Origin of the sequence: Streptomyces sp. NBRC 109706, from assembly GCF_000974485.1 — a bacterium.
Taxonomy (GTDB): domain Bacteria; phylum Actinomycetota; class Actinomycetes; order Streptomycetales; family Streptomycetaceae; genus Streptomyces.
The window spans coordinates 140913-165240 of record NZ_BBOM01000005.1; the positions used below are offsets into that span (position 1 = coordinate 140913).

Sequence of the window (24328 nt, forward strand, 5' to 3'; positions counted from 1 at the left end):
GTTGCGGGGGTGACGGATCAGGGGTACCAGGGGAACAGTGCCATCGCCGAGATGGGGACCGTGCTTGTTCGGGGGCGCCGTGTCCCGGTGTTGGACTCGGGGGGTGACGAGGCGCTGCCGGTGGTGCTGGCGTTGCACGGCACGTTCGGTCGTGGGGCGGTGTTCACCCGGCTGGCCCGCGATCTCGCCGGCCGGGCGCGGCTGATCGCGCCGGACCAGCGCGGCCACGGCTGGAGCGAGCCGGCGCCCGGCGGCTTCGGCAGGGAGGCGTTTGTCGCGGACGCCGCCGTGCTGGTGGAGGCCCTGGGGCTTGGCCCCGTGGTGGTGCTGGGGCATTCGCTGGGCGGCATAACGGCCTATCAACTCGCCGCCGCGCACTCTGAGTTGGTGGCGGCGCTGATCATCGAGGACGTGGGTCCCGTGATGCGGCGGCCCGAGGTGGAGCAGCCGACGCTCGATGTGCGGGGCTGGCCCGCGCGGGCCGAGACACGGGCCGCGTTGGGCGCGCTGATCGAGGCCAGGGGGGTGCCGGACGCGAGCTACTTCCTGCGCAGCGCGGTGCCGGCGGAGGACGGTTGGCGGCTGCTCTTCGACTGGGACGTGATGATGGCCGTCCAGGAGGGCGGGGTCGGCGACTGGTGGGCGGACTGGCTGGGCTCGGACTGCCCCGCGCTGCTGCTGCGCGGCGCGGAGAGCACCCTGCTGCCGGCCGGGCTGGCCGACGCGATGGTCGCGCGCCGTCCCGGAACGGAGCGCGTGGACTTCCCCGGCGCCGGCCACTGGGTGCACGATGACGCGCCGGAGGAGTTCGCCGCCGCGGTCGCCGCCTTTCTGCGTCGGCTGCCGAGGCACTGACCGGGGTCCGGCGCCCCGGTACGCCCGGCTGACGGAGTCCGACGGGCGCCGTCGGCGGGTACGCGGTTCGATGGAGCCAGCACTCCGGCAGGTCGTTGTGGCGCGGTGTGCGCCGGGACGTGACCAGGAAGGTGGCCGACGATGCGGTTCGCGGATCGGCGGGAGGCCGGGCAGCGGCTGGCCCACGCGTTGGGGTCCCTGCGGGGGCGCGAGGTTGTGGTGCTCGGGCTGCCCAGGGGCGGGGTGCCGGTGGCCGCCGAGGTGGCCACGGCGCTGGGCGCCCCGCTGGATGTGGCGGTGGTGCGCAAGCTGGGGCTGCCGGCGCAGCCGGAGTTGGCGATGGGCGCCATCGCCGAGGACGGCGCGCGGGTCCTCAACGACCAGGTCGTCGGCGGTGCCGGGGTGCATCGGGACCTGCTCGCCGAGGTCGAGTCGAAGGAGCGCGCGGAGCTGGACCGGCGGGCCGTCGCCTACCGGGGCGAGCGGCCCAGGGTCTCGGTGGCGGGCCGCACCGTGGTGCTGGTCGACGACGGCATCGCGACCGGCGCCACCGCACGGGCCGCCTGCCACTCGGCACGCGCGCGCGGCGCGGACCGGGTGGTGCTGGCGGTACCGGTCGCCCCCGTCGACTGGGAACGCCGGATCGGCGACGCGGCCGACGAGCTGGTCTGCCCGCATGTGGAGGACGACTTTCTGGCCGTCGGCCAGTTCTACGACGACTTCGCGCAGACCACCGACGAGCAGGTGGTGGCGTTTCTGCGCCGGGGCACGGCCCGTGAGGTGACCGTCGCGGCCGGCCCGGTGGAGCTGCCGGGCACGCTGACGGTGCCGGCCGAGGCGCGTGGCGTGGTGGTCTTCGCGCACGGCAGCGGCAGCGGTCGGGGCAGCCCGCGCAATGTGTTTGTCGCCGAGGCGCTGGCCCAGGCCGGCCTCGGCACGCTGCTCTTCGACCTGCTGACCGAGGAGGAGGCGGCCGACCGGGCCAATGTCTTCGACATCGGCCTGCTCGCCGAGCGGCTGACCCGGGCGACGGAGTGGCTGTTGACCAACGGGGTGCCGCCCCGTGACGGGCTGCGCGTCGGCTACTTCGGGGCGAGCACGGGCGCCGCCGCCGCGCTCTGGGCGGCGGCCGACCCCGGTTCGCCGGTGGGCGCGGTGGTGTCCCGTGGCGGCCGACCCGATCTGGCGGACCGGCGGCTCTCCGAGGTGCGCTGCCCCACGCTGCTGATCGTGGGCGGCCATGACGAGCGGGTGCTGGAGCTGAACCGGGCCGCCGAGCAGTCGCTGCAGTGCCCGCACGAGCTGACCGTGGTCCCGGGCGCCACCCATCTCTTCGAGGAGCCGGGCGCCCTCTCCGAAGTCACCGCCCAGGCCAGGGACTTCTTCCTTCGCCACCTCGGCGAGGCGGTCTAACTCCCCCTCTTACCGCGTTGGTCGAGGAAGCGGCGCAGCCGGGTGAGGGGCCAGGTGTTGATCACCTCGTCCTTGGTGAGCCAGCCGCGCTGCGCCTGGGCGACGCCGAACCGCACATGATCCAGATGGGTCGGGGCGTGGGCGTCGGAGTCGATGGCGAACCGCACGCCGTGGGTGCGGGCGCGCAGGATCTGCTCGTCGTCGAGGTCCAGCCGGTTGGGATGGCTGTTGATCTCCAGCGCGGTGCCCGTCCTGGCGCAGGCGGCGAAGACCGCGTCGAGATCGATGTCGATACCGGTGCGGCGGCCCAGCTTCCGCGTGGTGGGATGGCCGATGACATGCACATACGGGTTCTCGCAGGCCCGGAGCAGCCGCCGCGTCTGGGCGTCCCGGTCCAGCTCGAAGTGCGAGTGGATCGACGCCACACAGAGATCGAACTCGGCCAGGAACTCCGCCGGCCAGTCCACCTCGCCGTGTTCGTCGATGTTCAGCTCCGTGCCGTGCAGCAGCTTCAGCCGGCCGAACCGCCCGGCCATCTCCCGGAGTCGGGCGCGCTGGGCCAGCGCCTTCTCCCTGGTCATCCGCTGCATCCGCAGCTCGGGCGCGTGGTCGGTGACGGCGTAGTAGTGGTAGCCGCGCGCCGCGGCGGCTGCGACCATCTCCGTCAACGGGGCGACGCCGTCCGTCAGATCGGTATGGCTGTGCAGATCGCCCCGCAGGTCCCGCTCGGTCACCAGCGTGGGCAGCTCATGGCGTTGGGCGGCGGCGATCTCGCCCCGGTCCTCGCGGAGCGTCGGCGGGATCCAGGGCAGGCCGAGCCGGCGGTAGACCTGCTCCTCGGTGCGGGCGGCCCGCTTCCGGCCGGTCTTCGCGTCGAACAGCCCGTACTCGGAGAGCTTGAGCTTCTTGCGCACCGCGATCTCGCGGAGGCGGATGTTATGAGCCTTGGAACCGGTGAAGTAGAGCATCCCCGCACCCCAGGAGTCGGCGGCCAACACCCGCAGGTCCAGTTGCAGCCCTTCCGCCGTGCGCACCGTGGTCTTCTTCCGCCCCCGGGACACCACCTCGTCCACCAGCGGAAGTTCACAGAACGCCGCCATCAGCGGCTCCGGATCGTCGGCGGCGGCCAGGACGTCGATATCGCCGATCGTCTCCCGCATCCGCCGCACCGAACCGGCACAGGCGCAGCGTTCACAGCCCGGCACCTCGGAGAGCCGCGCCACCGCCTCCTCGGCGACCCCCAGCGCCACATCCAGCCGGATCCGGCCTCCGGACTGCCGCAGCACGGCGACCCCGTGCTCGATGTTCTCCCGTGCCTTGGGGCCGAACCCCCTCAGCCCGGCGACCCGGTCGTCGCGCAGCGCCGCCATCAGCTCGTCCACCGAGGAGACGCCCAACTCGCGGTAGAGCGTCATCGCCTTCTTGGGCCCCAACGTGGGAATGTCCAGCAGCGCCCGCACGCCCGACGGGATCGAGGCCCTGGTCTCCTCGACGGCGGCCACCCGGCCGGTCCGCAGATACTCGGCGACCTTGTCCGCGATCGACCGGCCGACGCCCGGGATCTCGCGCAGGGCCTTGGTGTCCAGCGTCGCGACATCGGTGGGATGCCCCCCGATGGCGCGCGCCGCGCGCTCGTAGGCGCGTTGCTTGAACGCGCCGTCGCCGGTGATGGAGAGCAGGTCGGCGTACTCCCTGAGCAACGCCTCGACCTCCTCGTTCGGCCGGGCCATATCCCCAGTCTAGGGAGCCGGACGGGATCCGGCATGGCGAGCGGCTGCACGGGTACTCGGCGTGCTGACCTGCGACGTTCCACGGCGAACGACGCGCTTTACGCCAGAGAGAAACCCATCGAGGCAGGTGAGCGAAGTGCGGGCGACCTTTACGCTGGGGCGGATCGCCGGCGTCCGGATCGGGGTGCACTGGAGCGTCGCGGTGATCTTCGCGGTGATCGCGATCGGTCTTGGCACCGGACGGTTGCCGGACGCCTACCCGGACCGCGGCGCGCTGAGCTACACCCTGCTCGCGCTGCTCGCCGGGGTTCTGTTTCTGGCCTCGCTACTGGCCCATGAGATGGCACACGCGCTGCTCGCCCGCCGATCCGGCGTGCCGGTGGACGACATCGTGCTGTGGCTGCTCGGCGGCGCCACCCGCACCAGGGCCGAAGCGCCCGATCCCAAGGCCGAGTTCAGGATCGCCGGCGCCGGCCCGATGGCCAGCTTCGCGCTCGGTGTCCTCTTCACCGCCCTCACCTGGATCCTGGTCGCCGCCGACGCCGGACCCGTGGTCGAGGTGTTCGCCTGGCTCGCGGTGATCAACTTCCTGCTGGCGCTCTTCAACGCCTTCCCCGCCGCGCCCCTCGACGGCGGCCGGCTGCTGCGCGCCGCGCTCTGGCGCCGCTCCGGGAACCGGCCGAAGGCCACCGCCCAGTCCAGTGCGGCCGGTCAGGTCTTCGGCTGGATCCTGGTCACCGCGGGACTGGTGGCCTTCCTCTGGACGGGGGCCTTCGGTGCCCTGTGGCTGGCCCTGGTGGGATGGTTTGTGGCCGGCGCGGCATCCCTGGAGGGCCAGCAGGCGCGGATGCGTCAACTGCTGGCCGGCGTCCCCGTCCGCGAGACCATGACCCCGGGCCCGGCCACCGTGCCCGCCGACGAGACCGTCGGCGCGCTGCTCTCCGAACCCTCCCACGGCCTCACCCACCCCGCGCTGCCCGTGGTCTCGGCCAGCGGCGCGCCGATCGGCCTGGTCACCCAGGACCAGATCAACGAGGTGCCGTTGGAGAAGCACCGGGTGCTGACCGTCGCCGAGATCATGCTGCCCCTGGACCGGGTCCGCACCACCCCGCCCGAGACGGACCTCGCCGATCTGCTGCCGCAGCTCGAACCTGGCCCCGAGCACCGGGTGTTGGTGATCGAGCGGGCGGAGCGGCCCAGGCTGCTGGGGATCGTCTCGCCGTCCGACGTCAACCGCACCATCAGGCGGCTGACCGCCGAGACCCGCCAGCCGGCCGGCTCGGTGGGCGGCGGCCGGGTGCACTGAGCGACGGGGCGCACCGAGCGGCGGACGGCCGGGAACGGGGCCGCCCGGTCGTGCCACCGGGCGGCCCCGCCGCACACAACTCCGGCCCGTCCGACCTCAGTTGTAGATCGTCGCCTCCTCGGAGGTCGCGGCGACGCCGTTGGGACCGTTGAAGAACCGCTCGCCCCACTCGGTCAGCTGGTTGGGGTCGAAGTTCACCGTCATGTCCAGATACTCGACACCACCGCCGTTGCCGCTCCAGGACCAGCCGAGGTAGCCGAGCCCCAGCCGCTCCGTGACCGCCATGATGGCGTCCTCGTCCGGGTCGCCGTCCGAGTGGTTGTGCCCGAACTCGCCGACCAGAATGGGCAGTCCGGCGTTCACAAAGGACGTGAGGTAGTCCTCGACGGCCGCCGCCGTGTTGTACACGCCATACATGTGGATGGAGAAGATGGTGTTGCCGGTGGGGTCCGCGTTGTACACCGACTGGGCATTGGCACGCATGGTGCCGGTCCAGTCCTGACCCCAGTTCGGCGCGTCCACCATGATGGTGTGCTCGAAGCCGGCGTTCCGCAGCTTCCCGATGGCCGCCTGGGTGTCGGCCGTCCACGCCTCGTAACCGCTGTTGCCGAACGGCTCGTTGCCGATGTTGACGATGACGTAGTTCTCTTCGCCCGCCAACTCGTCCTGGATGCTGAGCCAGTAGTCGGCGGCCTGGTCCAACGAGACCGCCGCGCCCGCCTCGCCGTAGCCGGTGGTGTCGTGCACCTCCAGCACACAGATCAGCCGGTTCGCCTTGCACTCCGAGACGATTTGGGACACCTGCTGGTTGGAGGTCCGCTCCCACTGGTGGCCGCTGCTCAGCACCACCCGCACGGTGTTCCCGCCCAGCGACTTGATATCGCCGAGCGCGCCCAACTCGCCGGTGTACCAGGCGTGCGGGTGGTTGGCCCCCCGCATCACGAAGTCGTTGCCGTTGCTCTCCACCAACCGGCCGTCCTCGACGCGCAGTCCGACGGCGCTGGCGTCCGGCTCGTCCGCGGTCGCGGGCTGCACCGCGAGCGCCGTACCCAGCGCGCCGGCGAGGCCCGCCGCGACGAGGACACCGAAGGTTCTCCTGCTTTTCACGGTCGTCTCCTCAAGGGCCCGTCCCGTGGGCCCAGTTGGGTGGGGGGTGACGCATGCGCGACCCAGGAATCTGGGAGCGCTCCCATGTAGTCGCCCACCCATCAGGCCACCGCCGCCCACGACTGTCAAGGCAACGGACAGAGTGCACGGGATTCGACGAGGGATCAAAGGCGCTTATCGGTAGGTGTATTGAGTTTTCGGGCACCACTTAACCGAGTAATTCATTACGGTGCGTATGGAGTTGCACGCCTGAGGTGACGCCGGAGTGGTGCTGCGGGCGGCGCCCCCGCGCCGGCGGCGGGGCGCGGGTGGGCGTCAGCGCCTGGTCGGATGCCGGCGGTAGTCGCCGGGCGGCACCCCGAGGACGCGTTTGAACGCGACGCTGAGGGCGCTCTCGGATCCGTATCCCACGGAGTGGGCTATGGCGGCGACGGTGCCGCCGCCCTCCCGCAGCTGTCTGGCCGCCAGTTCGATGCGCCACCGGGTGAGGTATTCCAGCGGCCCCTGGCCGACCGTGGCCTTGAAGCGGGCCGCCAGGGTGGACCGGGAGACGGCGGCGGCGCCGGCCAGTTCGGCCACCGTCCAGGCGTGCGCCGGATCGCGGTGCAGGCAGGTCAGCGCGGTGGCGACCACGGGATCACCAAGACCCGCCAGCCAACCGGTCACCGCCTGCGGCTCGCGCAGCAGATGCAGCCGCAGCACATGGACCAGCATCACCACGGCCAGATGCTCGGCCACCAGGGTGGCGGCCATCGGCCGGTGCGTCAGCTCCCGGTCGATCGCGGTCAGCGCCCAGCGCACCGTCTCCGCGTGCCGGGTGCCGGCCGGCACATGGACGACCGGGGGCAGCCGGTCGAGCAGCAGCTCCTGGGCGCGTGTCCCGAAGGAGAAGGCGCCGCCGATGAGGAACACGTCGTCGCCCCGGCCCGCCCTGGCGACGCCGCCCTCGACCAGGGCGAACACCGGCCCGGCGGCGACGGGCACGGCCTCGGGATCGCTGCGGAGGGTGAACGCGCGCCGCCGGGTGAGGAGAAAGCAGTCGCCCTCGGCCAGCTCGATCGGCCCGTCGAGCCCGTCGACCTCCAGCAGGCAGGAGCCGCGCCGGACGGCGTTGAACTTGACCGCCCGCGGGGCGTCGAACCGCAGGGCCCAACGTCCGCCCGCCGCCAGGCTCGTGGACAGCCGGCCGCGCGTCTCCAGCAGGGTCAGCACATCCTCAAGAGGATCCATAACCGCCCCCAGCTCGGACGTTCGCTAAAGAACCAAGGACTCTCAATCATAAAGTGTCCAGCCCACTCGTCGTAGCGTGGAGCCATGGCTACAAACCCCCGGGCCGACGGGCCCTCGCGCGACGACTCCCCCGCACTGACCACTCCCTTCTCCGCCCAGTCCACCGCGCGGGAGGTGATCGACGGCGTGAACCTCAGCGGCCGACGTGCCGTGGTCACCGGCGGCGCGTCGGGTCTGGGCGCCGAGACCGTTCGGGCGCTGGCGACCGCAGGCGCGCAGGTCACCATCGCCACGCGCCGCCCGGGGTCCGCCGAACCCCTCGTCGAGGAACTGGCAGCCGTCGACGGCGCGGGCCCGGTGCACGCGGAGCCGCTCGATCTGTCCGATCCGACCTCGGTCGACGCGTTCGTGCGGGGCTGGCACGGGCGTCTCGACATCCTGGTCGCGAACGCCGGGATCATGGCCCTGCCCACCCGCACCCTCGCGCCGAACGGCTGGGAGATGCAGCTGGCCACCAACTACCTGGGCCATTTCGCGCTCGCCTCCGGCCTGCACGAGGCACTGCGCGAGGCGGGCTCCGCCCGGATCGTGGTGGTCAGCTCCGGCGCCCACCTGGGCGACCCGTTCGACTTCGTCGACCCGCACTTCGAGGACCGGCCCTACGATCCCTGGGCGGCCTACGGGCAGTCCAAGTCCGCCGACGTCCTCCTCGCGGTAGGCGCCCGCCGCTGGGCCGCAGACGGGATCACGGCCAACGCGCTCAACCCCGGCTATATCCTCACCGGCCTGCAGCGGCACGTCGACGACGACACCATGCGCGCGTTCGGCGTGATGGACGACGAGGGCCGGGTGCGGCCGCTGTCCTACTACAAGACCCCCGAGCAGGGCGCCGCCACCTCCGTGCTGCTGGCCGCCTCGCCGCTGCTTGAGGGCGTCACGGGCCGCTACTTCGAGGACAACCAGGAGGCCCCGACCGTCCGGGGCGACCAGTCCGAGACCGGCGGCGTGGCCGCCCACGCCATCGACCCGGACTCCGCCGACCGCCTCTGGGACTACGGCACAGCGGCCATCCGCGCCACGACAACCTGACGCCGGTCCCGGCGCGCGGCGCCGGGCCCTGGCCGGCGGCCTCCGCCGACGCGGCTGCCTCCACAGCGGCCCTGCCAGGTTGCCACGCGTGGGTATGTGCGGCTCGGTTCAGCGGTGATCGATGCGGGCGACCTCTCCTGCCGGGTACTGCGGGTTCGGCCACGGCCGGCCCCGGCTGCGCGGCACCCCGCACAAACGGACCGGCCGACACCCCACCGTCCCCCGCCGAGCGGGCCGCGCGCCGGCCCGCCGCGCGGCGCCCCGGGCGGGGCCAGGCCGGCAGCCTTCGCCGACCCGGCCGCCACCGCTCCGGCCAGGTGCACCGACAAGCCACCGCCCACACCGCCCCGACCGGGTTGCCGCACACGCGCCAGGGCCCCCGGGGCCGACAGCTGTCGCCAACCCCCGCCGCAACCCGCCCGCGCCCGCCTCGCGGCGGACAGGCAGGGCGGGCCAGGCCGGCGGCCACCGCGCCGAACGCGGGCCGCGCGGGCCCTGGCCGGGGGGCCTTCGCCGCCCCCGCCGCACCGCGCGCGACACGCGGGCCCGCCGCACGGGCCCGCCTCGCGGCAGACAGACAGGGGCGCGAACCTGCCCGACGGCCCGCTCCGCGACGGACAGCCGGGGCGGCCCACCGCGCCGCGCGCGGGCCCGCCTCGCGGCAGAAGGGCGGGGGCCTGCCCGGCGGCCTTTGCCGACCCAGCCGCCACCCGCGCGCCGCACGCGGGCGCGGGCGCGAACCTGCCCGACGGCCTACCGCGCCAAGCGCGGTCCCGCTTCGCGATGGAGGGGCGGGGCGGGCCTGCCCGGCGGCCTTGTCGCCCCGGCCGCCGCCCACAGCGCCCCGGCCAAGTTGCCACACACCCGGCAGATGCCGGACCAACGCCACCAAGACCCGGAGCCCAACAACTGTCACCGACCCCGTGGACCGACAGGCCGCAGCACCCATGGGTGACCACAACGCCCCGGCCGAATCGCCCCGCGCGGGGCCGACCGGCCCGACCACCGCCGTTGCCGCGCCACGTGCGCCACGTGCGGCGCGGCTCAGGGCAGCCGGGTCTCCGGCACCGTGTGCTGGTAGGTCGGGAAGGTCAGATAGCCCTCGTCGCCGCCCTGGTAGTACGCGGCATCGTCGACCGGGGCGATGGGCAGGCCGAGGCGCAGCCGTTCGACCAGGTCGGGGTTGGAGATGAAGGCGCGTCCGAAGCTGATCAGCTCGGCGCCGAGCCCGAGCCAGTGGTCGGCGTCGGCGCGTTCCACCTGCTTGGGACCCATGGGCAGCGAGGGGTTCATGATCAACGTGCCGGGCCATGCCCGCCGCAGGCCGACCAGCACCTCCTCATCGGTGGTGCCCTCCAGATGGATATAGGCGAGGTCGAGCCGCGCCAGCTCGGCCAGCAGCGCGGCATAGAGCTGGGGAATCCCGCTCTCCTCGACGCCCCAGAACGTGCCGCCGGGGGAGAGCCGGATGCCGGTCCTGGCCGCGCCGACGGCCTCGACCGTCGCCGATACCGCCTCGACGGCGAACCGGATGCGGTTGGCCACCGAACCGCCGTAACGGTCGGTGCGCAGATTGGCGTTGCTGGAGAGGAACTGCGAGATCAGATAGCCGTTGGCGCCGTGCAGCTCCACCCCGTCGAAGCCGGCTTCGACGGCGCCCCGCGCGGCCCGTGCGTAGGACTCGACATGCTCCGCCACCTCCTCCGTGGCCAGGGCGCGCGGCATCGGCGCCGGCCTGGGCCCGTTCGGCGTGAACACGTCGCCGACGGCGGGCACCGCCGAGGGGCCGACCGGCTGGAAGCCGGTGGTGTCGGGGTGCGAGACGCGGCCGCCGTGCATCAGCTGGGCGAAGATCCGGCCGCCGTTGGTGTGCACGGCGGCGGTCACCGGCCGCCAGGAGGCGATCTGCTCATCGGTGTACAGCCCCGGCGTCCCGGGATTGGACTGTCCGACCAGGCTCGGCTGCACCCCCTCGCTCACGATCAGCCCTGCGGTCGCCCGCTGGGCGTAGTAGGTCGCCATGGATGGCGTCGCCAGGCCGCCGGCGGCCGCTCTGACCCGGGTCATCGGGGCCATCACCACGCGGTTGGGCAGGGCCAGTTCGCCAAGCTGGAAACCGTCGAACAGGACAGTCACGTCAGGACTCCTCGAAGGGCTCACGTCAGGGTGTGGCGCCCGGATCTCGGGCACGGGGTTACGCTAAAACCTGACACTGACGTCAGAGGCAAGGTCCGTGCCGTACCTCACACCCGGGAGAGGCCCCATGCGCATCGGTGAACTGGCGACCCGCGCCGGAGTCAGCGTCCGCTCGTTGCGCTACTACGAGGAGCGCGGCCTGCTCACCAGCATCCGGAGCACCAGCGGGCAGCGGCACTACACGGACCACGACGTGGAGCGCGTCCGTTTCCTCCAGCGGCTCTTCGCGGCCGGGCTGTCCAGCCGCACCATCACCGAGCTGCTGCCCTGCGTCGACAAGCCCAGCGCGGAGAACTCCGATATCGCGCTGGAGCGGATGACGGAGGAGCGCGACCGGCTCTCCGCCCATATCGCGGAGCTGATCCGCACCCGCGACGCGCTCGACGGGCTGATGGCCATCGCCCGCGGCTACCGCGAGACGCAGCAGCCGAAGGCCACCGCCGCCCAGGACACCGACACACCCCGGACCGTTGCTCCGCCCGACGCTCCCGGAAGGCCGTCGACTCACCAGTCCCGCGTGGCGATCAGCTCCTCCGCGTCCGCGTCCGCGAAGCCGTAGGCCGACGCGACAAACCAGAAGTCCTCGCCGATCCCCTCGCGGGCCACCGTCTCGATCTCACTGCCGGCCGCCTCGAACTCCGCCGCCAGCAGGTTGAACTCCTCCGTCGCCGCCTGGGTGAGCGCGTAGAGGGCCGTCAGATCCGGCGGCCGCTCGGCCTCGATCCGCTCGCACAGCCGCAGCAGAATCGCCCTGCCCCTGTCGACGACATGGTCGGGGAAGTACCCGTCCGCGTACAGCGGTTGCAGAAACGCATGCCCCGCCACCTGCTCGTTTGTGATCGCCATGGCGTCCCCACCCGGTAGAAAGAACCCGACGAGCCGATCATGCACCACACCACTGACAATGCGACGCCGCCCAACCGCGTCACCGATCCGGCGGGGCCACACGCCCGGGGCGATGTCCTAAGTCGCCGGGCCGTAGGCAAGGACGAAGGTGGCCACCGCCGCCGTGGCGACCTCGCGCAGTTCCTCGTCGGCGACGGTCCGTGTGCCCATGCGGGAGCGGGCCTCCATCGGGCCGTTGAGCAGGGCCATCAGATGTTCCGCCGCCCGCGCCGGATCCCGGGCGTTGAGGCGACCGGCCAGGGTGAGGCGGCCGAGCGGATCGGTCAGGGCGTGCACCACGCGGTGCGGCCCTGACGCGCTGACCAGGTCAAGCGCCTCGGGGAAACGGGTCACCTCGGCGTAGAGCAGCCGGCGCAGCGCACAGGACGTGGAGTCGCCGTGTGCGCGCAGCAGTTGGTGGCCGACGTTCTCCAGCGTGCCGGGGAGGTCGTCGCCGGGGTCGTAGAGCGGTTCCATGGCGGCGACGCGTTCGGCGAGTTTGGCCTGGGCGGTGGCCTCCAGCGCGCTGCGGAAGAGCGCGGCCTTGTCGGCGAAGTGGTTGTAGACCGTCGGCTTGGCGACGCCGGCCTCGGTGGCGATGTCCTGCACGCAGGCATCGGTGTAGCCCTTGCGGGCGAAGACGGCGAACGCGCCGTCGAGGATGGCCTGCCGTTTGTCGATCCGTCCGCGTGCCGTCGGGGTCGCTGCCATGGGCCGAGTGTACCCACTGGTTCATTTTTATAGTCGGCTCGGGGTTGCATGCGAACCAATGGGATCACTAACTTGAACCCATGAGTTCACTCTCGCCGGATGGCGATCGTCTGGACCCCCGCCTGCTCGCGCTGATCGGCGTTGTCCTGCTGGGCGGACTGCTGGGGATCCTGAACAGCACCATGGCCGCCGTCGCGACGGACACCCTGGCGGTCTCCTTCGACACCTCGCTCAGCACGGCCGGCTGGACCTCCACCGGTTTCCTGCTGGCGGTCACGGCGACCATCCCGTTCACCACCTGGGCCGTGGACCGCTATGGCGGAAAACGCCTGTGGCTGATCGGACTTGGACTGTTCGTGACCGGTTCACTGGCGTCGGGACTGGCGTGGAACGTCGGCAGTCTGATCGCTTTCCGCACCTTCCAGGGCATCGGCGCCGGTGTGCTGGACCCGCTGGTGCTGATCCTGTTGGCGCGGGCCGCCGGCCCCCGCAGGGCCGGGCGGGTGATGGGGCTGATGGGCGTGGTCCTGGCCCTGGGCCCGGCGCTCGGCCCGGTCTCCGGCGGCGCGGTGCTGGAGGCGCTCTCCTGGCGCTGGATGTTCCTGCTGAGCGTCCCGGTCGGCCTGGTGGCCCTGCTGCTCGCACGGCGGGTCCTGCCCACCGACCCGCCCGCCGTGGAACGACAGGGCCACATCCGGCTGGACGTCCTCGGTCTCGCGCTGCTCGCGCCCGGCTTCGCCGGGTTGGTGCTGGCGCTCTCCCAGACCGCCGAACAGGGCGGCATCGCCGCCTGGCAGGCGCTGCTGCCCCTCTTCCTCGGCGTGACGCTGATGCTCGGCTACGCGGCCCACGCGCTGCGCGCGAAAACCGCACAACCCCTCATCGACCTGCGGTTGTTCAGCAGCAGGGGGTTCACCGCCAGCGTCACCATCATGGGGCTGAGCGGGCTGGTCAACTTCGCGGCCTTCTTCGCCCTGCCGCTCTACTTCCAACAGGCCCATGGGCACAGCGTGTTGGCGGCCGGACTGCTGATGGCCCCGGTGGGCATCGGCGGTTCCCTGTCGATGCCGATCGCCGGCCGCTTCTCGGACCGCATCGGCTCCCGCAAACTGGCCACCGGCGGCACCCTGCTCGCCGCGCTCTGCACGCTCGCCTTCACCCGGGTCGACGCCGACACCCACGAACTCCGGCTCTCCGCGACGGCACTGCTCCTCGGCGTGGCCCTCGGCTTCCTCGCCGCCCCCACCATGGGCTCCCTCTACCGGGCCCTGCCGGAACACCAGGTGGCACAGGGCAGTTCCGTGCTCTACATGCTCAACCAACTGGGCGCGGCACTGGGCGTCGCCGTGGTGACGCTGATCTTCCAGACCTCGGGCGGGGTGGTCGAAGGGTTCCAGCACACCTTCTGGTTCACCGTGGTGGTCTTCCTCGTCATCCTCCTGAGCATCCCCCTCCTCCCCGGACCGCCCGCCCCCCAACCACCTGACTCTGCGCCGAAGGCGGTCGAACCCGGCCCGGCCGAGGCCGGGACCCGGGCCTGACGACGCCGCCGACCCCTCGGCGAGAAAGGACCACGCACGACGGCGATGCCGAGGGAGCCCGCGTCAGACGCCGAAGGGCACCGGGTAGTGGATGGTGCCGGTGGGGGTGGGGCGGTCGGGGTGGAGGGCCAGGGACATCAGGGCCTCGTCGGGGACGTCGAAGGAGGCCCTGATGCCCTGTTGGGATGCCCGGCGGAAGCCGAAGCGGGGGTAGTAGGCCGGGTGGCCCAGGACCACGACCAGATTCTCCTGGCGGGCGCGGGCCACGGCCAGCGCCGCCTCGATGGCGGCGGAACCCGCGCCCCGGCCCTGGTGTTCGGGGAGCACCGCCACGGGGGCCAGGGCCAGGGCCGGCCCCTCCTCCCCCACCCGGCAGCGGGTGAGCAGCGCATGGCCCACCGGTTCGCCGTCCGCCGCCACCGCGATCAGCGACAGGCCGGGGATCCAGGCGGGGTCGGCGCGCAGCGCGTCGACCAGGTCGGCCTCCTCCGCGGTGGGGAACGCCGCCAGATTGATGCGTCGGACGGCCGCCACATCCGCGTCCGTCTCGGGCCTGGTGGTCCAGTTTCTGCCGCTCAAGGCGCTCCGTTCATCGTGCTCACGCGCCAGAGCCGGTCGGCCCGGCGATGGCCCGGAGAGGCGAACGCGGTAGGGGACCGCGACCACCTGGGCGCCGACGAGCATAGGGGCGCCACCGAGCCCCGTCAGGTCGACGCCCCCGCTCGCCCCGACCGGTCGTCCCCGGCCACCACCGCCCGTGACACGATCGAGATCTCCTCATTTCGGGTGGGGTGTAAGGCGGGGCGGGGGCCGCGGACATGAGTGGGCATGGAACCGGATGACGAAAGCGAGGAGTTCGACGAGAAGTTCGACCGACTCTTTCGGTCGACCTTTCGCCGGCTGATCGCCTACTGCCTGCGGCGAACCACCGAGGCCTCGGCGCATGACGCGGTCTCCGAGGTCTACGCCATCGCCTGGCGCCGCCGGCGGCGCCTGCCGGACGACCCGCACGAGACGCTGCTCTGGCTGTTCGGCGTGGCCCGCAAGGTGCTGGCCAACCAGCAACGGAGCCAACGCCGTTGGGGCCGGCTGCTGCGTCGGGTCGGTGAGGCGCCCCCGGTCACCGCCGAACCGCCGCCCGGCGGTGCCGAGCTGGCCGAGGCACTGGCCTCGTTGCGGCCCGACGACCGTGAACTGCTGCGGCTGGCGTACTGGGACGACCTCCCGCACCGCGATATCGCCGTGGTGCTCGGCATCTCGCCGGGCGCCGTCGCCACCCGCCTGCACCGGGCCAGGGAGCGACTGCGCCCCCTGCTGGCGACGGCGGACCCGCCACCGCCGCACGCCCCCACCCCCGCGCCCCGCCCCCGCGCGGGCGTCGAGAACTGACGCCGAGAACTGAGGAGACCTCCGATGCACGACTCCGGACAGCACCACGAGAAGAACCCCGACGCCGTCGAACTGGCCCTGCGCGCGGCCGATCCGGTGGGCGCGGCGGAGCCGCCGGCCGCCGACGGGCCGCTGGCCCTGCGCGTGCTGACCCGGGCCGGGCAGCGCTCCCGACGCCACCAGCGGCTGCGGCGGACCGTGCTGGTCGGGGCCACCACATTGGCCGCCGTGGGAGCCACGGCCGGTGCCTATGTCTGGGTCAACGACCCGGGGCAGCCCCATGAATCCCAGTCCGTGGCCTGCGTCATGGGCGAGTTGGACGTCAGCTTCGGCTACCAGCCCTCCCAGCAGGATCCGGCCGAGGTGTGCCGGGAGTACTGGATCGACTACGCGGGCGAGCCCGCGCCCGCCGAGCTGACGGCCTGTGTGGACAACACGGAGTACAACCCGCTGCGGGTCTTCCCCGGCGGCGCCGAGATCTGCGCCGAGTACAACGCCACGCCGTACACGGGGGTTTCGGAGGAGCAGCTGCGGTTCTCCGAGTTCCGCCGGGAGCTGCAGGGCCGGCTGTCCGAGGCCGGCTGCTCCTCGGAGGACGAGGCACGGGAGTGGGCGGAGGAGCTGCTCGCCGAGCACCGGCTGGACGGCTGGACCGTCCGCGCCGCCGAGCCCGGTCCCGACGCCGATGCCGGCCAGGCCCCGGACGCGGCCTGCGCCATGATGGAGTACGACGAGGCGAACCGGGAGATCGGCTTCGCCCGCCACGACCTCTACCCGGAGCTGCCGGCGGTCGAGAGCGGCGAGGGTCCGTCCGTCGAACTGCCCTCGCTGCCGTAGGACGAGCCGCCGCAGGCCGGGCCACCGGCGGGCGGGCCCGACGAGCGGGCGGCGACCCGGTCGAGGTGGTGCTGGAAGACCGCCTCGGCCCGGTCGCTGACCGTGCAGAGCGCGACCATCGCCGTGAGGATCACATCGCACAGCTCCTTCTCGACATCCGCCCAGTCATGGCTCGCGCCCTTGCGGGGGTTGGCGCCCATCACCCCGTGCAGCGCCTCGGCGACCTCGCCGGCCTCCTCCTGGATCTTGAGCACCCGCAGCAGGCGGGTGACCTCGGCGGTGGTGGCGGCGCAGTGCTCATCGAGCCAGGCGACGAGCTGCCCGGCGGTCTGCCAACTGGCGTGTTCCATGGGACCGTTCTACCCCTCCGCGCCCACGGGAGCGCGCCCCGGCGGGGAAAAGGCATGCACGCGGCATTGACGGGCTTGTTGACACGAAGTCTCATAAGAGCATGGGTATCTCCGGTGGCATGGCAGACCTGACGACGCTGCGGGACTCGCTGGGTGCGCTCAAGGACCGGGAGCGGGTGGCCGAACGCCTGCTCGCCGCGTCGGCGCGGCACTCGTTCGATCCCGATCGGGAACTGGACTGGGACCAGCCCTGGGATCCGGATCTCTGGTACTGGCCACCGGAGTTGGTCTCGCTCTACGACACGCCGCTCTGGTACCGAATGTCGCGGGAGCAGCGGATCGCGCTCTCCCGCCACGAGGCCGCCGCACTGGCCTCGTTGGGCATCTGGTTCGAGCTGATCCTGATGCAACTGCTGGTGCGGCATATCTATGACAAGCCCGCCACCAGCGCCCATGTGCGCTACGCCCTCACCGAGATCGCCGACGAGTGCCGGCATTCGATGATGTTCGCACGTGTGATCAAACAGGGTGGGACGCCCGCCTATCCGCCGGCCGGCCCGCACCATCAACTGGCGCGGGTTTTCAAGACCTTCTCGACCACCCCTGGATCGTTTGTCGCGACCCTGCTGGGCGAGGAGGTCCTGGACTGGATGCAGCGGCTCACCTTCCCCGACGAGCGGGTACAGCCGCTGATCCGGGGCGTGACCCGGATCCATGTGGTGGAGGAGGCGCGGCATGTCAGATACGCCAGGGAGGAGTTGCGCCGCCAGATGGTGACCGCGCCGCGCTGGGAGCGGGAGTTGACGCGGCTCACCAGCGGCGAGTTCGCCCGGATCTTCTCCGTCGCGTTTGTGAACCCTCAGGTGTACACGGACGTCGGCCTTGACCGGCGTGAGGCGGTGGCCCAGGCGCGGGCGAGCGCGCACCGGCGCGAGGTGATGCGGGAGGGCGCGCGACGGTTGACCGACTTCCTCGACGACATCGGGGTGTTGCGCGGTCCGGCCCGCCATATGTGGCGGCGCTCGGGTCTGCTGGCCTGACCTGGCGCTCGACGGGCGGGCCCGCGCGACCGCCCACCGTCCGGCTGTCCCCTCGCGGGATGTGCCCGGGCGACTACGCTGCCTCTCATGACCGGCCACCCCGAACCACGCGTCCCGGCCTACCGCCGCCTGACCGTGGACGAGCGGCGCGCTCAGTTGATCACCACGGCGCAACGCCTGTTCGCGCGGAGCGCCCCCGAGGAGGTGTCGCTGGACGAGGTCGCCCGGCAGGCCGGGGTCTCCCGGCCCCTGGTCTACCGCTACTTCCCCGGCGGCAAGCAGCAGCTCTACGAGGCCGCCCTGCGCAACGCCGCCGACCAGCTGAAACACTGCTTCGACGTGCCGGCCCAGGGCCCGTTGAGCGAACGGTTGGGCCATGCGCTCGACCGCTATCTCTCCTTTGTCGCCGAGCACGGCGAGGGCTTCACCGCGCTGTTGCGCGGCGGCAGCGTGGTGGAGACGGCGCACACCACGGCGATCGTGGACGGCGTCCGGCGCGCGGCGGCGCAACAGGTGTTGCGGCATATGGCCGTGCGCCGCCCTGGGCCCTGGCTGCGTACCGCCGTGCGCACCTGGATCACCTCCGTCGAGGCGATGTCGCTGCTCTCCCTGGACGAGGGCGAGTTGGCCCTCACCGAGCTTCGCGACTATCTGATCGACCTCTTTGTCGCCCAGCTGGTGGTGACCGCGACCCATGACGGGGGCACCGCGCGCATGCTGCGCGCCGCCGCCGCGCTGGAGCCGCCCGACGGCCGGGTGGCCGCCCTGCTGGACCGCGCCGTGGGGGCGCTCGCGCCGGCGCCCGTGGACGGCTGAGCACCGGCGCGCGCCGCCGCCCCCGTCGCGCCGGCGCGCGCGACCTAGACTGCGGCGGATGAGATCCCTGGAGACGCCCTTCGTCGGCGGACCGCTCGACGGCGAGACGCTGCCCGTGCTGGTGGGCGCCACCGGCAAGCCGCCCAAGGTGTACGAGGTGCCGGTGCCAGGGGACGACGGCGCCCTCGATGCCGTGCACGTCTACCACCTGGAGCCGGCCGGCCACACCCGTCGGCTGCGGCTGCCCAAGGGCTGGCGCTATGTCTACGCCCCGGACGCGACACCGGGCCGCGCCTACCGCAAACGGCTGCGCCCGAGCCCGGCCGACGGGGACGAGCCGAAGGAGTAGCGCGGAGTAGCCCGAGGGGGCGTGCGGTCACCCGTTCGCACTCCCCGGCGCGCGCCGGGCGTGGAGCTGTGCACACCATCGCCGCACCGCTCGCGCCCACCGGGGGCACGACGACGAAAGAGGTCAGCTGATGCCCCGACACCCCGCAGCCCTGGTCTGGCTCTTGTGTGCCACCACCGCGTTGACCAGCACTCCGGCGGTGGCCGCCACCGGCCGACCACCCGGCGAACCGGCGGGTGTCGCCGCCCTGTTGACCGAGCTGCGCGAACTCCACCAGCGGACCGGCGCGGCCACCGAGGCGTTCAACGAGACCGAGGAACGGCTCGCCGAGCAGCGCGCCGAGGTGGACCGGCTCACCGCGCGCCTGGCCGACACCAGGAGCGGCCTGGCCGACGCCCGGCGCACGGCGGGCGCGCTGGCCGCCGCGCAGTACCGGCACGGCGGGGCCGCCGACCTCCCGTCGGTGCTGCGACTGCTGCTGACCGGCGACGACCCGGCGCGTGCCCTGCACGACGGAACGGTGGCCCGGCGGGCCGCCGCCGGCCAGCTGGCCGAGATCAGCAGGCTCGTCGAGGCCGAGAGCCAGGCCGCGGCCCTCGCCGGGGAGGCCACGGCGGCCCTCGACGAACAGCGGGCGCTCGTCGAGCGGCAGCGCGAGCAGCGGGACGAGGCCCACCGGCGACTGGACGAGCTGGCCGGCCTGTTGGCCGGGCTCAGCGAGGAGCAGCTGACCGAGCTGACCGCCCTGGAGGAACACACCACCGCCGAGGCGCAGCGGGAGTTCCTGGCCGCACACGCCCCGACCGACGAACCGCCGGGCTCCGCCGCCGGACAGCGCGCGCTGGACTGGGCGCTCGACCAGCTCGGCAAGCCGTACGAGATCGGCGCCGAGGGCCCGGACGCGTTCGACCCGGCGGGCCTGGCGATGCGCGCCTGGGAGCACGCCGGCGCGATCGTGCCGCGCACCAGCGCGCGGGCGTGGGAGCTGCTGCCGCGTGTGCCGCTCGACCAACTCCAGCCGGGCGACCTGGTGATCTACCACGAGGACACCAGCCATATCGCGCTCTACGCGGGCGACGGCTCCGTCGTGCACCCGCCGGCCCCCGGCGAGCCGGTGTCCTTCACACCGCTGGCGGTCCACCCCGTCGAGGGCGCGGTGCGGCCGACGACCGGCGCCTGAACGGGCGCCCGCACCCCGTCAGTACAGCGGGTTGGTGGCCTGCCGCAGCTCCGCGCGCAGCTCGGGGGTGAGGAGATGTCCCGCGCGGCCGACCAGCAGCGCCATCTGGTAGGTGACCACGCTGATATCGACGTCCGGCTCGGTGTAGACGCCCAGCAGCGAACCGTCGCTGATCGCCATCACCAACAGGTTGCCCGTCTCCATCGCCACCATGGTCTGCTTCACCGAGCCGCCGTCCATCAGCGAGGCGGCCCCGTTGGTGAGGCTGCCGAGGCCCGAGACCACGGTGGCCAGATCGGCGGCGGCGCCGCTCGGCGTGCCGCCCGGCCAACGCGGGGTGGGCGGCCCGGTGAAGCCGCCCGGCCCCGGCTGACCGTCCTCGCCGGTCTCCGAGGAGAGCAGCGGCAGACCGTCGGTCGAGACCACGGCGACCGAGATCACCCCGGGCACCTCGTCCACCAACTTGCCCAGCAGCCAGCGCAGATTCTGCCCGCCGCGGCTCTGTGTCTGCTGCCGCGTTCCAGTCCCCGAGGTCATGAAGGCTGTTCCTCTCCATATTGGCCGGGCAGCTCGCCGGGGTGACCGCCGATCTCCCCGCCGATCTCCCCGCCGAGTTGCCCGTCGGCCGCCAGTGCGGCGTCCCGGTGCCCTTCCCTGGCCCCCCGTTGGAAGCCGCCGAGCCGGCGGCGAAGCTCCTCCGCGTCCACCGTGCGGTTGCGCCCGGTGTCCTGTCCTGCGGACGAGGCCGAGGCCACCCTGGTCCGGACCGGCAGTCCGCTGTGTGTCACCGCCGGCGCGCTGTCGGGCGCCCTGGTGTGCTCGGGGGCGTAGCCGTGGCGCTCGCGCGACGGCAACCCGCCGCCGGACTGGTCCGGGAACGAGCCACCGGGCCCGACGCCACCGGGGGCGTGCGCCGGCGGGCTGGCGTGCCGTCCGGGGCGCGGCGCGGCCTCGGGCGCCCCCGACAGCGCGTCGTGCCCGCCGTATCCGGGCCCGGACTGCGGCTGGACGATCGGCGTCGAACCGGTGCGCGCGGCGGGGACGGTGGGGTAGCCACCGGTGCCGGGGCCCGCCAGCGTCTCGCCGACGAGGCCGGGCTCGGCCACGGCGCTCTGGTCCACCAGCGCCGCCGGCACCAGCACCTCGGCGGTGGTGCCGCCCGCGGGGCGCGCGACCAGCCGGCAGCGCAGCCCGTGCCGGGCGGCCAGCCTGGCCACCGTGTACAGGCCCATGCCGATGCCGTGCCCGTTGCCCGCGTCGGAGCCCGGCGGCGGGGTGACCGGATCGGCGAGCCGCGCGTTCAACTCGGCGAGCCGGCCCTCGGACAGGCCACGGCCCTCGTCCTCGACCGTCAGCAGCAGCTCGCTGGCCCGCCAGGCCCCCGACAGCCGCACCCTGGCGCCCGGCGGGGTGAACACCGCCGCGTTGTCGAGGAGTTCGGCCAACAGATGGCTGATGTCCCGGGCCGCCCGCGCGATGATCCGCACCGGCGGCGGGGGCACCGTCTCCACCAGGTCGTAGCGCTCTATCTCGCTGACGGCGGCGCGCGCCACATCGATCAGCGGCATCGGCGCGTCCAGCAGCCGCACCGGCTCGGCACCGGCGAGCAGCAGCACGTTCTCGCTGTGCCGGCGCATCCGCGCGGCCAGGTGGTCGACGGAGAACAGCACCGCCAGCTGGTCCGGGTCGGTCTCGTGCTCCTCCAGGCCCTCGATCACCGAGAGCTGTTCCTCCACCAGGTCCAACAGTCGCTGGGCATGGTGGGCGAACATGCCGTGCACGGCGCCGTGCAACGCGGCCAGCCTGGCCGTCAGTTCCCGCTGCTCGGCGAGGAGCCGGTCCCGTTCGGCGCGCAGCCCGCCGCTGTCCTGCTCGGCCTCGGCGGCATAGCGCTGCAGCTCCTCGGCCCGCGCGCGCAGCGCGTTGACGGAGGCGACCACCTCGGCGAACTCGTCGTTGCGGCCGACGTATCTGACCGGCTCCTGCCCGACCGGGTCGGAGGCGACCCGACGGGTGCCGAGACGGACGGCGGCCAGTGGCCTGGTCAACGAGCGGGCCGTCTGGACGCTGACCCCGAGGGCCAGCAACAGGGCCACGATGATCACCGCGACGGTGATCACCAGCTCCGTCAACTCCTTGTCGCTGAGCGCCTCGACATCCGCGGTGTACTCGGTGGCGAGCGAGGCCAGCACGCCGCGTTGGAGCCCCGTCCTGGCCTCCAGCGCCTCGCCGACCTCGGCCATGTCCCAGTCCGCGCCCGTCGTCCCTGGGGCCGCGGGTTCGGTGAGGGCGAGCAGGAACTCCTCGGCCACCTCCGCGTCGCCGCCGGTGACCGTCCGCTGGTAGGTCTCCCGGCCCGACGGGTCGGCGATGGCGTGGAAGTCCGCCAGAGCCGCCGTCTCGCGCATCGCCTCCCGCCGTGCCAGGGCGATCAGTTCCTCGTCGGGATCGCCGTCGCCGGCCAGCGCGGCGACAGACAGCCCCCGGGCGGCGGACGAGGCGTGCACGGCGCGGGCCAGATCGGGCAGCGCGTCGCTGGTGGCGCTGGTGGCCTCGGCCGAGGTGCGCCGGCTGACGGCGCGCAGCACGGCGTCCAACTCCTCGACCAGCGCGGTGTAGCCGTCATGGATCTCGACCGGCGTGCTCTCCCCGGCGAGCGCCAGCGCACGTGTCTCGGGCAGCGTCTCCAGCAGCTCACGGAGCGGGGCGTCCGCGCCCTCGCGCACCTCGTCGACGCGCCGGTCGGCGCGTGCCACCGCGTCGTCGGTGAGCGCCGTCTCCAACGCCCCGCCCCCGCCGGCCGCCGCGACCACCAGCGTGTCCCGCTCGTCCGCCAGGATGTGCGACAGGGAGACGGCTCGTTGTCCCAACGCCGCGTCGTCCAGCAGTGCTTGGGTGTCGCCCAGCTCCCGGTAACGGTCGATCGCCGCCGGCACCCCGGCCGTCAGCACGGCGATGCCGGTCAACAGCAGGGCGATCAACAGCCGGGTACGGACCCGGGCCCTCCGTCGGCGTGCCGCGTGGGACCGGAAACCCGACGGTGTGGAAGGGGAAGAGGCGTCGCCGTCCCCCGATGTCGTCTTCCGCACCTGTGCTCGCATTCTCGTCACTTCGGCTCCGACCTTGCCAGCGCCGACCAGGCGGGAGGCGGCCTGGCCGACCTCGCCACCCGAAGGAGTGAACAACACCCCGGAGTTGGCGGACAAGCTCAGGTCGACCGGGCGGGGTGGTCACTCCATGAGTTCGGCTGGTTTTCGCTGGTGTTCCGTCCCGGCTCCTGGCAAGATCACCTCCGGCCCGACACCTATCGGTGCTTACCGTGGCAAACGCCAACAAATGCCACCCTACGGCAGACTGTTGGGCATGCGCATCCAGTCGGCCACCGAGCCCGGAGCAACCGGGCACCCCAACGAGGACTTCGCGGCGTTCGCCACCCCGACCGAGGCCGGTGACGGCGCCCTCGTCGTGCTCGACGGAGTCACCGGACCGACGGGCGATTCCGGTTGTGAACACGGGGTCACATGGTTCTCCGCCCGGCTCGGCGGGGCGCTGCTGACGGCGATCGGCACGGCACCCAGCGTTCCCCTGACGGAGTGTCTGGCCCACTCCATCACACGCACCGCGGACGCCCATCGGGACAGCTGTGACCTTTCTCACCGACGCACTCCCCAGGCCACGGTGGTGTGCGTTCGTTGGAACGCCCGGTCGGTGGAGTATCTGGTGCTCTCCGACTCCATTCTGCTCATCCGGGAGTCAACGGGCGCCTTCCGCACCGTGCTTGACGACCGGCTCGACCAACTGCGGCCGGCCGCCCGCCGGCTGCCGCCGGATCAGCGGGTCGCCTTCGTTGAGGGCGCGCGCAACGCGCCCGGCGGCTTCTTCACCGCGGCGGCCGACCCCTCGGTGGCCCGCCTCGCGGTGACCGGTTCGCTGCCCAGGGAACGGGTGCGCACGGTGGCGGCGCTGACCGACGGGCTCGGCCGCTGGGTTGAGACGTTCGCCCTCGGCGACTGGCCCGCGCTGCTCACCGCGCTGACCGACCGTGGCCCGGCCGCGATCGTCGCCGAGGTCAGGGCCGCCGAGTCCGCCGACCCCGAGGGCGCGGCGCATCCGCGGGGCAAGACCCACGACGACGCCACGGGCGTGGTCGTGGACCTCGGCTGACGCCAGCCGCCCGACGAGGCGCGCCGGGAACATGCTTGACCGGCCCCGGCGCACGCCCCCTATGCCTCGGATTCGTCGCGCACGCCGGGGCCGAGGCGGACATACATGCCCCGTCCGGGCGGCGCCGGATATCCCCGGAC

23 protein-coding genes are annotated in these 24328 nt (G+C 72.9%); 13 read left to right on the plus strand and 10 right to left on the minus strand.

What is annotated here, in order from left to right:
* The first annotated feature begins 9 nt into the window (after nucleotides 1–9).
* Both AOM46_RS05595 and AOM46_RS05600 read left to right on the plus strand, forming a co-directional pair.
* Entirely contained in the window at nucleotides 10–855 is an 846-nt protein-coding gene (locus tag AOM46_RS05595) for an alpha/beta fold hydrolase (protein WP_234313649.1), read from the plus strand.
* Between the two features lie 141 nt (nucleotides 856–996).
* On the plus strand, nucleotides 997–2268 hold the full coding sequence (locus AOM46_RS05600) for a phosphoribosyltransferase family protein (RefSeq protein ID WP_062206643.1): 1272 nt from the start codon (nucleotides 997–999) through the stop codon (nucleotides 2266–2268).
* On the opposite strand, the gene polX is transcribed toward AOM46_RS05600, so the two are convergent.
* Nucleotides 2265–3998, minus strand: a complete 1734-nt coding sequence (gene polX / locus AOM46_RS05605) for a DNA polymerase/3'-5' exonuclease PolX (protein WP_062206645.1) — start codon at nucleotides 3996–3998, stop codon at nucleotides 2265–2267. The genes AOM46_RS05600 and polX overlap by 4 nt on opposite strands.
* A 136-nt stretch (nucleotides 3999–4134) precedes the next feature.
* On the opposite strand from polX, the gene AOM46_RS05610 reads away from it, so the two are divergent.
* Nucleotides 4135–5304 (plus strand): site-2 protease family protein, encoded by a 1170-nt coding sequence (locus tag AOM46_RS05610; RefSeq protein ID WP_062206647.1) that lies wholly within the window; start codon nucleotides 4135–4137, stop codon nucleotides 5302–5304.
* A 96-nt stretch (nucleotides 5305–5400) separates the two neighbouring features.
* Here the strand turns inward: AOM46_RS05610 and AOM46_RS05615 are convergent, their stop codons facing one another.
* Nucleotides 5401–6411 carry a glycoside hydrolase family 5 protein gene (locus AOM46_RS05615; RefSeq protein ID WP_234313650.1) on the minus strand — a complete coding sequence of 337 codons (1011 nt, stop codon included), beginning with the start codon at nucleotides 6409–6411 and terminating at the stop codon, nucleotides 5401–5403.
* A gap of 315 nt (nucleotides 6412–6726) precedes the next feature.
* Nucleotides 6727–7641 (minus strand): AraC family transcriptional regulator, encoded by a 915-nt coding sequence (locus tag AOM46_RS05620; protein WP_062206649.1) that lies wholly within the window; start codon nucleotides 7639–7641, stop codon nucleotides 6727–6729.
* An 84-nt stretch (nucleotides 7642–7725) separates the two neighbouring features.
* Here AOM46_RS05620 and AOM46_RS05625 point away from each other — a divergent pair, with 84 nt between their 5' ends.
* Nucleotides 7726–8730, plus strand: coding sequence for an SDR family NAD(P)-dependent oxidoreductase (locus AOM46_RS05625; RefSeq protein WP_062206650.1), 1005 nt, complete (start codon nucleotides 7726–7728; stop codon nucleotides 8728–8730).
* A 1044-nt stretch (nucleotides 8731–9774) separates the two neighbouring features.
* Here AOM46_RS05625 and AOM46_RS05630 read toward each other — a convergent pair.
* On the minus strand, nucleotides 9775–10866 hold the full coding sequence (locus AOM46_RS05630) for an alkene reductase (protein ID WP_062206652.1): 1092 nt from the start codon (nucleotides 10864–10866) through the stop codon (nucleotides 9775–9777).
* A gap of 127 nt (nucleotides 10867–10993) precedes the next feature.
* Between AOM46_RS05630 and AOM46_RS05635 the strand changes: the two genes are divergently transcribed.
* Complete coding sequence (locus tag AOM46_RS05635) at nucleotides 10994–11485, plus strand: MerR family transcriptional regulator (RefSeq protein ID WP_062206654.1); 492 nt, start codon at nucleotides 10994–10996, stop codon at nucleotides 11483–11485.
* Here the strand turns inward: AOM46_RS05635 and AOM46_RS05640 are convergent.
* On the minus strand, nucleotides 11431–11772 hold the full coding sequence (locus AOM46_RS05640) for a DUF5713 family protein (RefSeq protein WP_062206656.1): 342 nt from the start codon (nucleotides 11770–11772) through the stop codon (nucleotides 11431–11433). The two genes, AOM46_RS05635 and AOM46_RS05640, sit on opposite strands and share 55 nt — an antisense overlap.
* Nucleotides 11773–11889: 117 nt before the next feature.
* A complete protein-coding gene (locus tag AOM46_RS05645) occupies nucleotides 11890–12522 on the minus strand; it encodes a TetR/AcrR family transcriptional regulator (protein WP_062206658.1) in 633 nt (210 codons plus the stop codon).
* A gap of 80 nt (nucleotides 12523–12602) precedes the next feature.
* Here AOM46_RS05645 and AOM46_RS05650 point away from each other — a divergent pair, with 80 nt between their 5' ends.
* On the plus strand, nucleotides 12603–14063 hold the full coding sequence (locus AOM46_RS05650) for a DHA2 family efflux MFS transporter permease subunit (protein ID WP_062206660.1): 1461 nt from the start codon (nucleotides 12603–12605) through the stop codon (nucleotides 14061–14063).
* A gap of 63 nt (nucleotides 14064–14126) precedes the next feature.
* On the opposite strand, the gene AOM46_RS05655 is transcribed toward AOM46_RS05650, so the two are convergent.
* Nucleotides 14127–14642, minus strand: a complete 516-nt coding sequence (locus AOM46_RS05655) for a GNAT family N-acetyltransferase (RefSeq protein ID WP_234313651.1) — start codon at nucleotides 14640–14642, stop codon at nucleotides 14127–14129.
* Nucleotides 14643–14891: 249 nt separating this feature from the next.
* Between AOM46_RS05655 and AOM46_RS05660 the strand changes: the two genes are divergently transcribed.
* Nucleotides 14892–15452 (plus strand): RNA polymerase sigma factor, encoded by a 561-nt coding sequence (locus AOM46_RS05660; RefSeq protein ID WP_062206663.1) that lies wholly within the window; start codon nucleotides 14892–14894, stop codon nucleotides 15450–15452.
* A 24-nt stretch (nucleotides 15453–15476) separates the two neighbouring features.
* On the plus strand, nucleotides 15477–16289 hold the full coding sequence (locus AOM46_RS05665) for a hypothetical protein (protein ID WP_062206667.1): 813 nt from the start codon (nucleotides 15477–15479) through the stop codon (nucleotides 16287–16289).
* Here the strand turns inward: AOM46_RS05665 and AOM46_RS05670 are convergent.
* Nucleotides 16223–16639 carry a MazG-like family protein gene (locus AOM46_RS05670; RefSeq protein ID WP_067225961.1) on the minus strand — a complete coding sequence of 139 codons (417 nt, stop codon included), beginning with the start codon at nucleotides 16637–16639 and terminating at the stop codon, nucleotides 16223–16225. The two genes, AOM46_RS05665 and AOM46_RS05670, sit on opposite strands and share 67 nt — an antisense overlap.
* Before the next feature lie 119 nt (nucleotides 16640–16758).
* Here AOM46_RS05670 and AOM46_RS05675 point away from each other — a divergent pair, with 119 nt between their 5' ends.
* The 4 genes from AOM46_RS05675 to AOM46_RS05690 all read left to right on the plus strand — a co-directional run bounded on the left by AOM46_RS05675 (nucleotide 16759) and on the right by AOM46_RS05690 (nucleotide 20024).
* Complete coding sequence (locus tag AOM46_RS05675; protein WP_234313652.1) at nucleotides 16759–17679, plus strand: diiron oxygenase; 921 nt, start codon at nucleotides 16759–16761, stop codon at nucleotides 17677–17679.
* Between the two features lie 87 nt (nucleotides 17680–17766).
* Complete coding sequence (locus AOM46_RS05680) at nucleotides 17767–18495, plus strand: TetR/AcrR family transcriptional regulator (RefSeq protein WP_062206671.1); 729 nt, start codon at nucleotides 17767–17769, stop codon at nucleotides 18493–18495.
* A 58-nt stretch (nucleotides 18496–18553) separates the two neighbouring features.
* Entirely contained in the window at nucleotides 18554–18844 is a 291-nt protein-coding gene (locus AOM46_RS05685) for a hypothetical protein (protein ID WP_062206673.1), read from the plus strand.
* Between the two features lie 130 nt (nucleotides 18845–18974).
* On the plus strand, nucleotides 18975–20024 hold the full coding sequence (locus tag AOM46_RS05690) for an NlpC/P60 family protein (RefSeq protein WP_062206676.1): 1050 nt from the start codon (nucleotides 18975–18977) through the stop codon (nucleotides 20022–20024).
* Nucleotides 20025–20042: 18 nt separating this feature from the next.
* Here the strand turns inward: AOM46_RS05690 and AOM46_RS05695 are convergent, their stop codons facing one another.
* Together AOM46_RS05695 and AOM46_RS05700 are read right to left on the minus strand one after the other, a co-directional pair.
* Nucleotides 20043–20561 (minus strand): roadblock/LC7 domain-containing protein, encoded by a 519-nt coding sequence (locus tag AOM46_RS05695; RefSeq protein WP_062206678.1) that lies wholly within the window; start codon nucleotides 20559–20561, stop codon nucleotides 20043–20045.
* Nucleotides 20558–23005, minus strand: a complete 2448-nt coding sequence (locus AOM46_RS05700) for a sensor histidine kinase (RefSeq protein ID WP_062206680.1) — start codon at nucleotides 23003–23005, stop codon at nucleotides 20558–20560. Before AOM46_RS05700 ends, AOM46_RS05695 begins: the two co-directional genes overlap by 4 nt.
* A gap of 382 nt (nucleotides 23006–23387) precedes the next feature.
* On the opposite strand from AOM46_RS05700, the gene AOM46_RS05705 reads away from it, so the two are divergent.
* Nucleotides 23388–24188 carry a protein phosphatase 2C domain-containing protein gene (locus tag AOM46_RS05705; RefSeq protein WP_062206682.1) on the plus strand — a complete coding sequence of 267 codons (801 nt, stop codon included), beginning with the start codon at nucleotides 23388–23390 and terminating at the stop codon, nucleotides 24186–24188.
* Nucleotides 24189–24328 lie beyond the last annotated feature (140 nt).

Coding starts and splice junctions, on each gene's coding strand:
- AOM46_RS05670 (WP_067225961.1), bottom strand. CDS start 16,639: ATGGAACACGCCAGTTGGCAGACCGCCGGGCAGCTCGTCGCCTGGCTC.
- AOM46_RS05680 (WP_062206671.1), top strand. CDS start 17,767: ATGACCGGCCACCCCGAACCACGCGTCCCGGCCTACCGCCGCCTGACC.
- AOM46_RS05695 (WP_062206678.1), bottom strand. CDS start 20,561: ATGACCTCGGGGACTGGAACGCGGCAGCAGACACAGAGCCGCGGCGGG.
- AOM46_RS05635 (WP_062206654.1), top strand. CDS start 10,994: ATGCGCATCGGTGAACTGGCGACCCGCGCCGGAGTCAGCGTCCGCTCG.
- AOM46_RS05685 (WP_062206673.1), top strand. CDS start 18,554: ATGAGATCCCTGGAGACGCCCTTCGTCGGCGGACCGCTCGACGGCGAG.
- AOM46_RS05600 (WP_062206643.1), top strand. CDS start 997: ATGCGGTTCGCGGATCGGCGGGAGGCCGGGCAGCGGCTGGCCCACGCG.
- AOM46_RS05665 (WP_062206667.1), top strand. CDS start 15,477: ATGCACGACTCCGGACAGCACCACGAGAAGAACCCCGACGCCGTCGAA.
- AOM46_RS05625 (WP_062206650.1), top strand. CDS start 7,726: ATGGCTACAAACCCCCGGGCCGACGGGCCCTCGCGCGACGACTCCCCC.
- AOM46_RS05705 (WP_062206682.1), top strand. CDS start 23,388: ATGCGCATCCAGTCGGCCACCGAGCCCGGAGCAACCGGGCACCCCAAC.
- AOM46_RS05690 (WP_062206676.1), top strand. CDS start 18,975: ATGCCCCGACACCCCGCAGCCCTGGTCTGGCTCTTGTGTGCCACCACC.
- polX (WP_062206645.1), bottom strand. CDS start 3,998: ATGGCCCGGCCGAACGAGGAGGTCGAGGCGTTGCTCAGGGAGTACGCC.
- AOM46_RS05645 (WP_062206658.1), bottom strand. CDS start 12,522: ATGGCAGCGACCCCGACGGCACGCGGACGGATCGACAAACGGCAGGCC.
- AOM46_RS05675 (WP_234313652.1), top strand. CDS start 16,759: ATGGCAGACCTGACGACGCTGCGGGACTCGCTGGGTGCGCTCAAGGAC.
- AOM46_RS05640 (WP_062206656.1), bottom strand. CDS start 11,772: ATGGCGATCACAAACGAGCAGGTGGCGGGGCATGCGTTTCTGCAACCG.
- AOM46_RS05660 (WP_062206663.1), top strand. CDS start 14,892: ATGGAACCGGATGACGAAAGCGAGGAGTTCGACGAGAAGTTCGACCGA.
- AOM46_RS05650 (WP_062206660.1), top strand. CDS start 12,603: ATGAGTTCACTCTCGCCGGATGGCGATCGTCTGGACCCCCGCCTGCTC.
- AOM46_RS05620 (WP_062206649.1), bottom strand. CDS start 7,641: ATGGATCCTCTTGAGGATGTGCTGACCCTGCTGGAGACGCGCGGCCGG.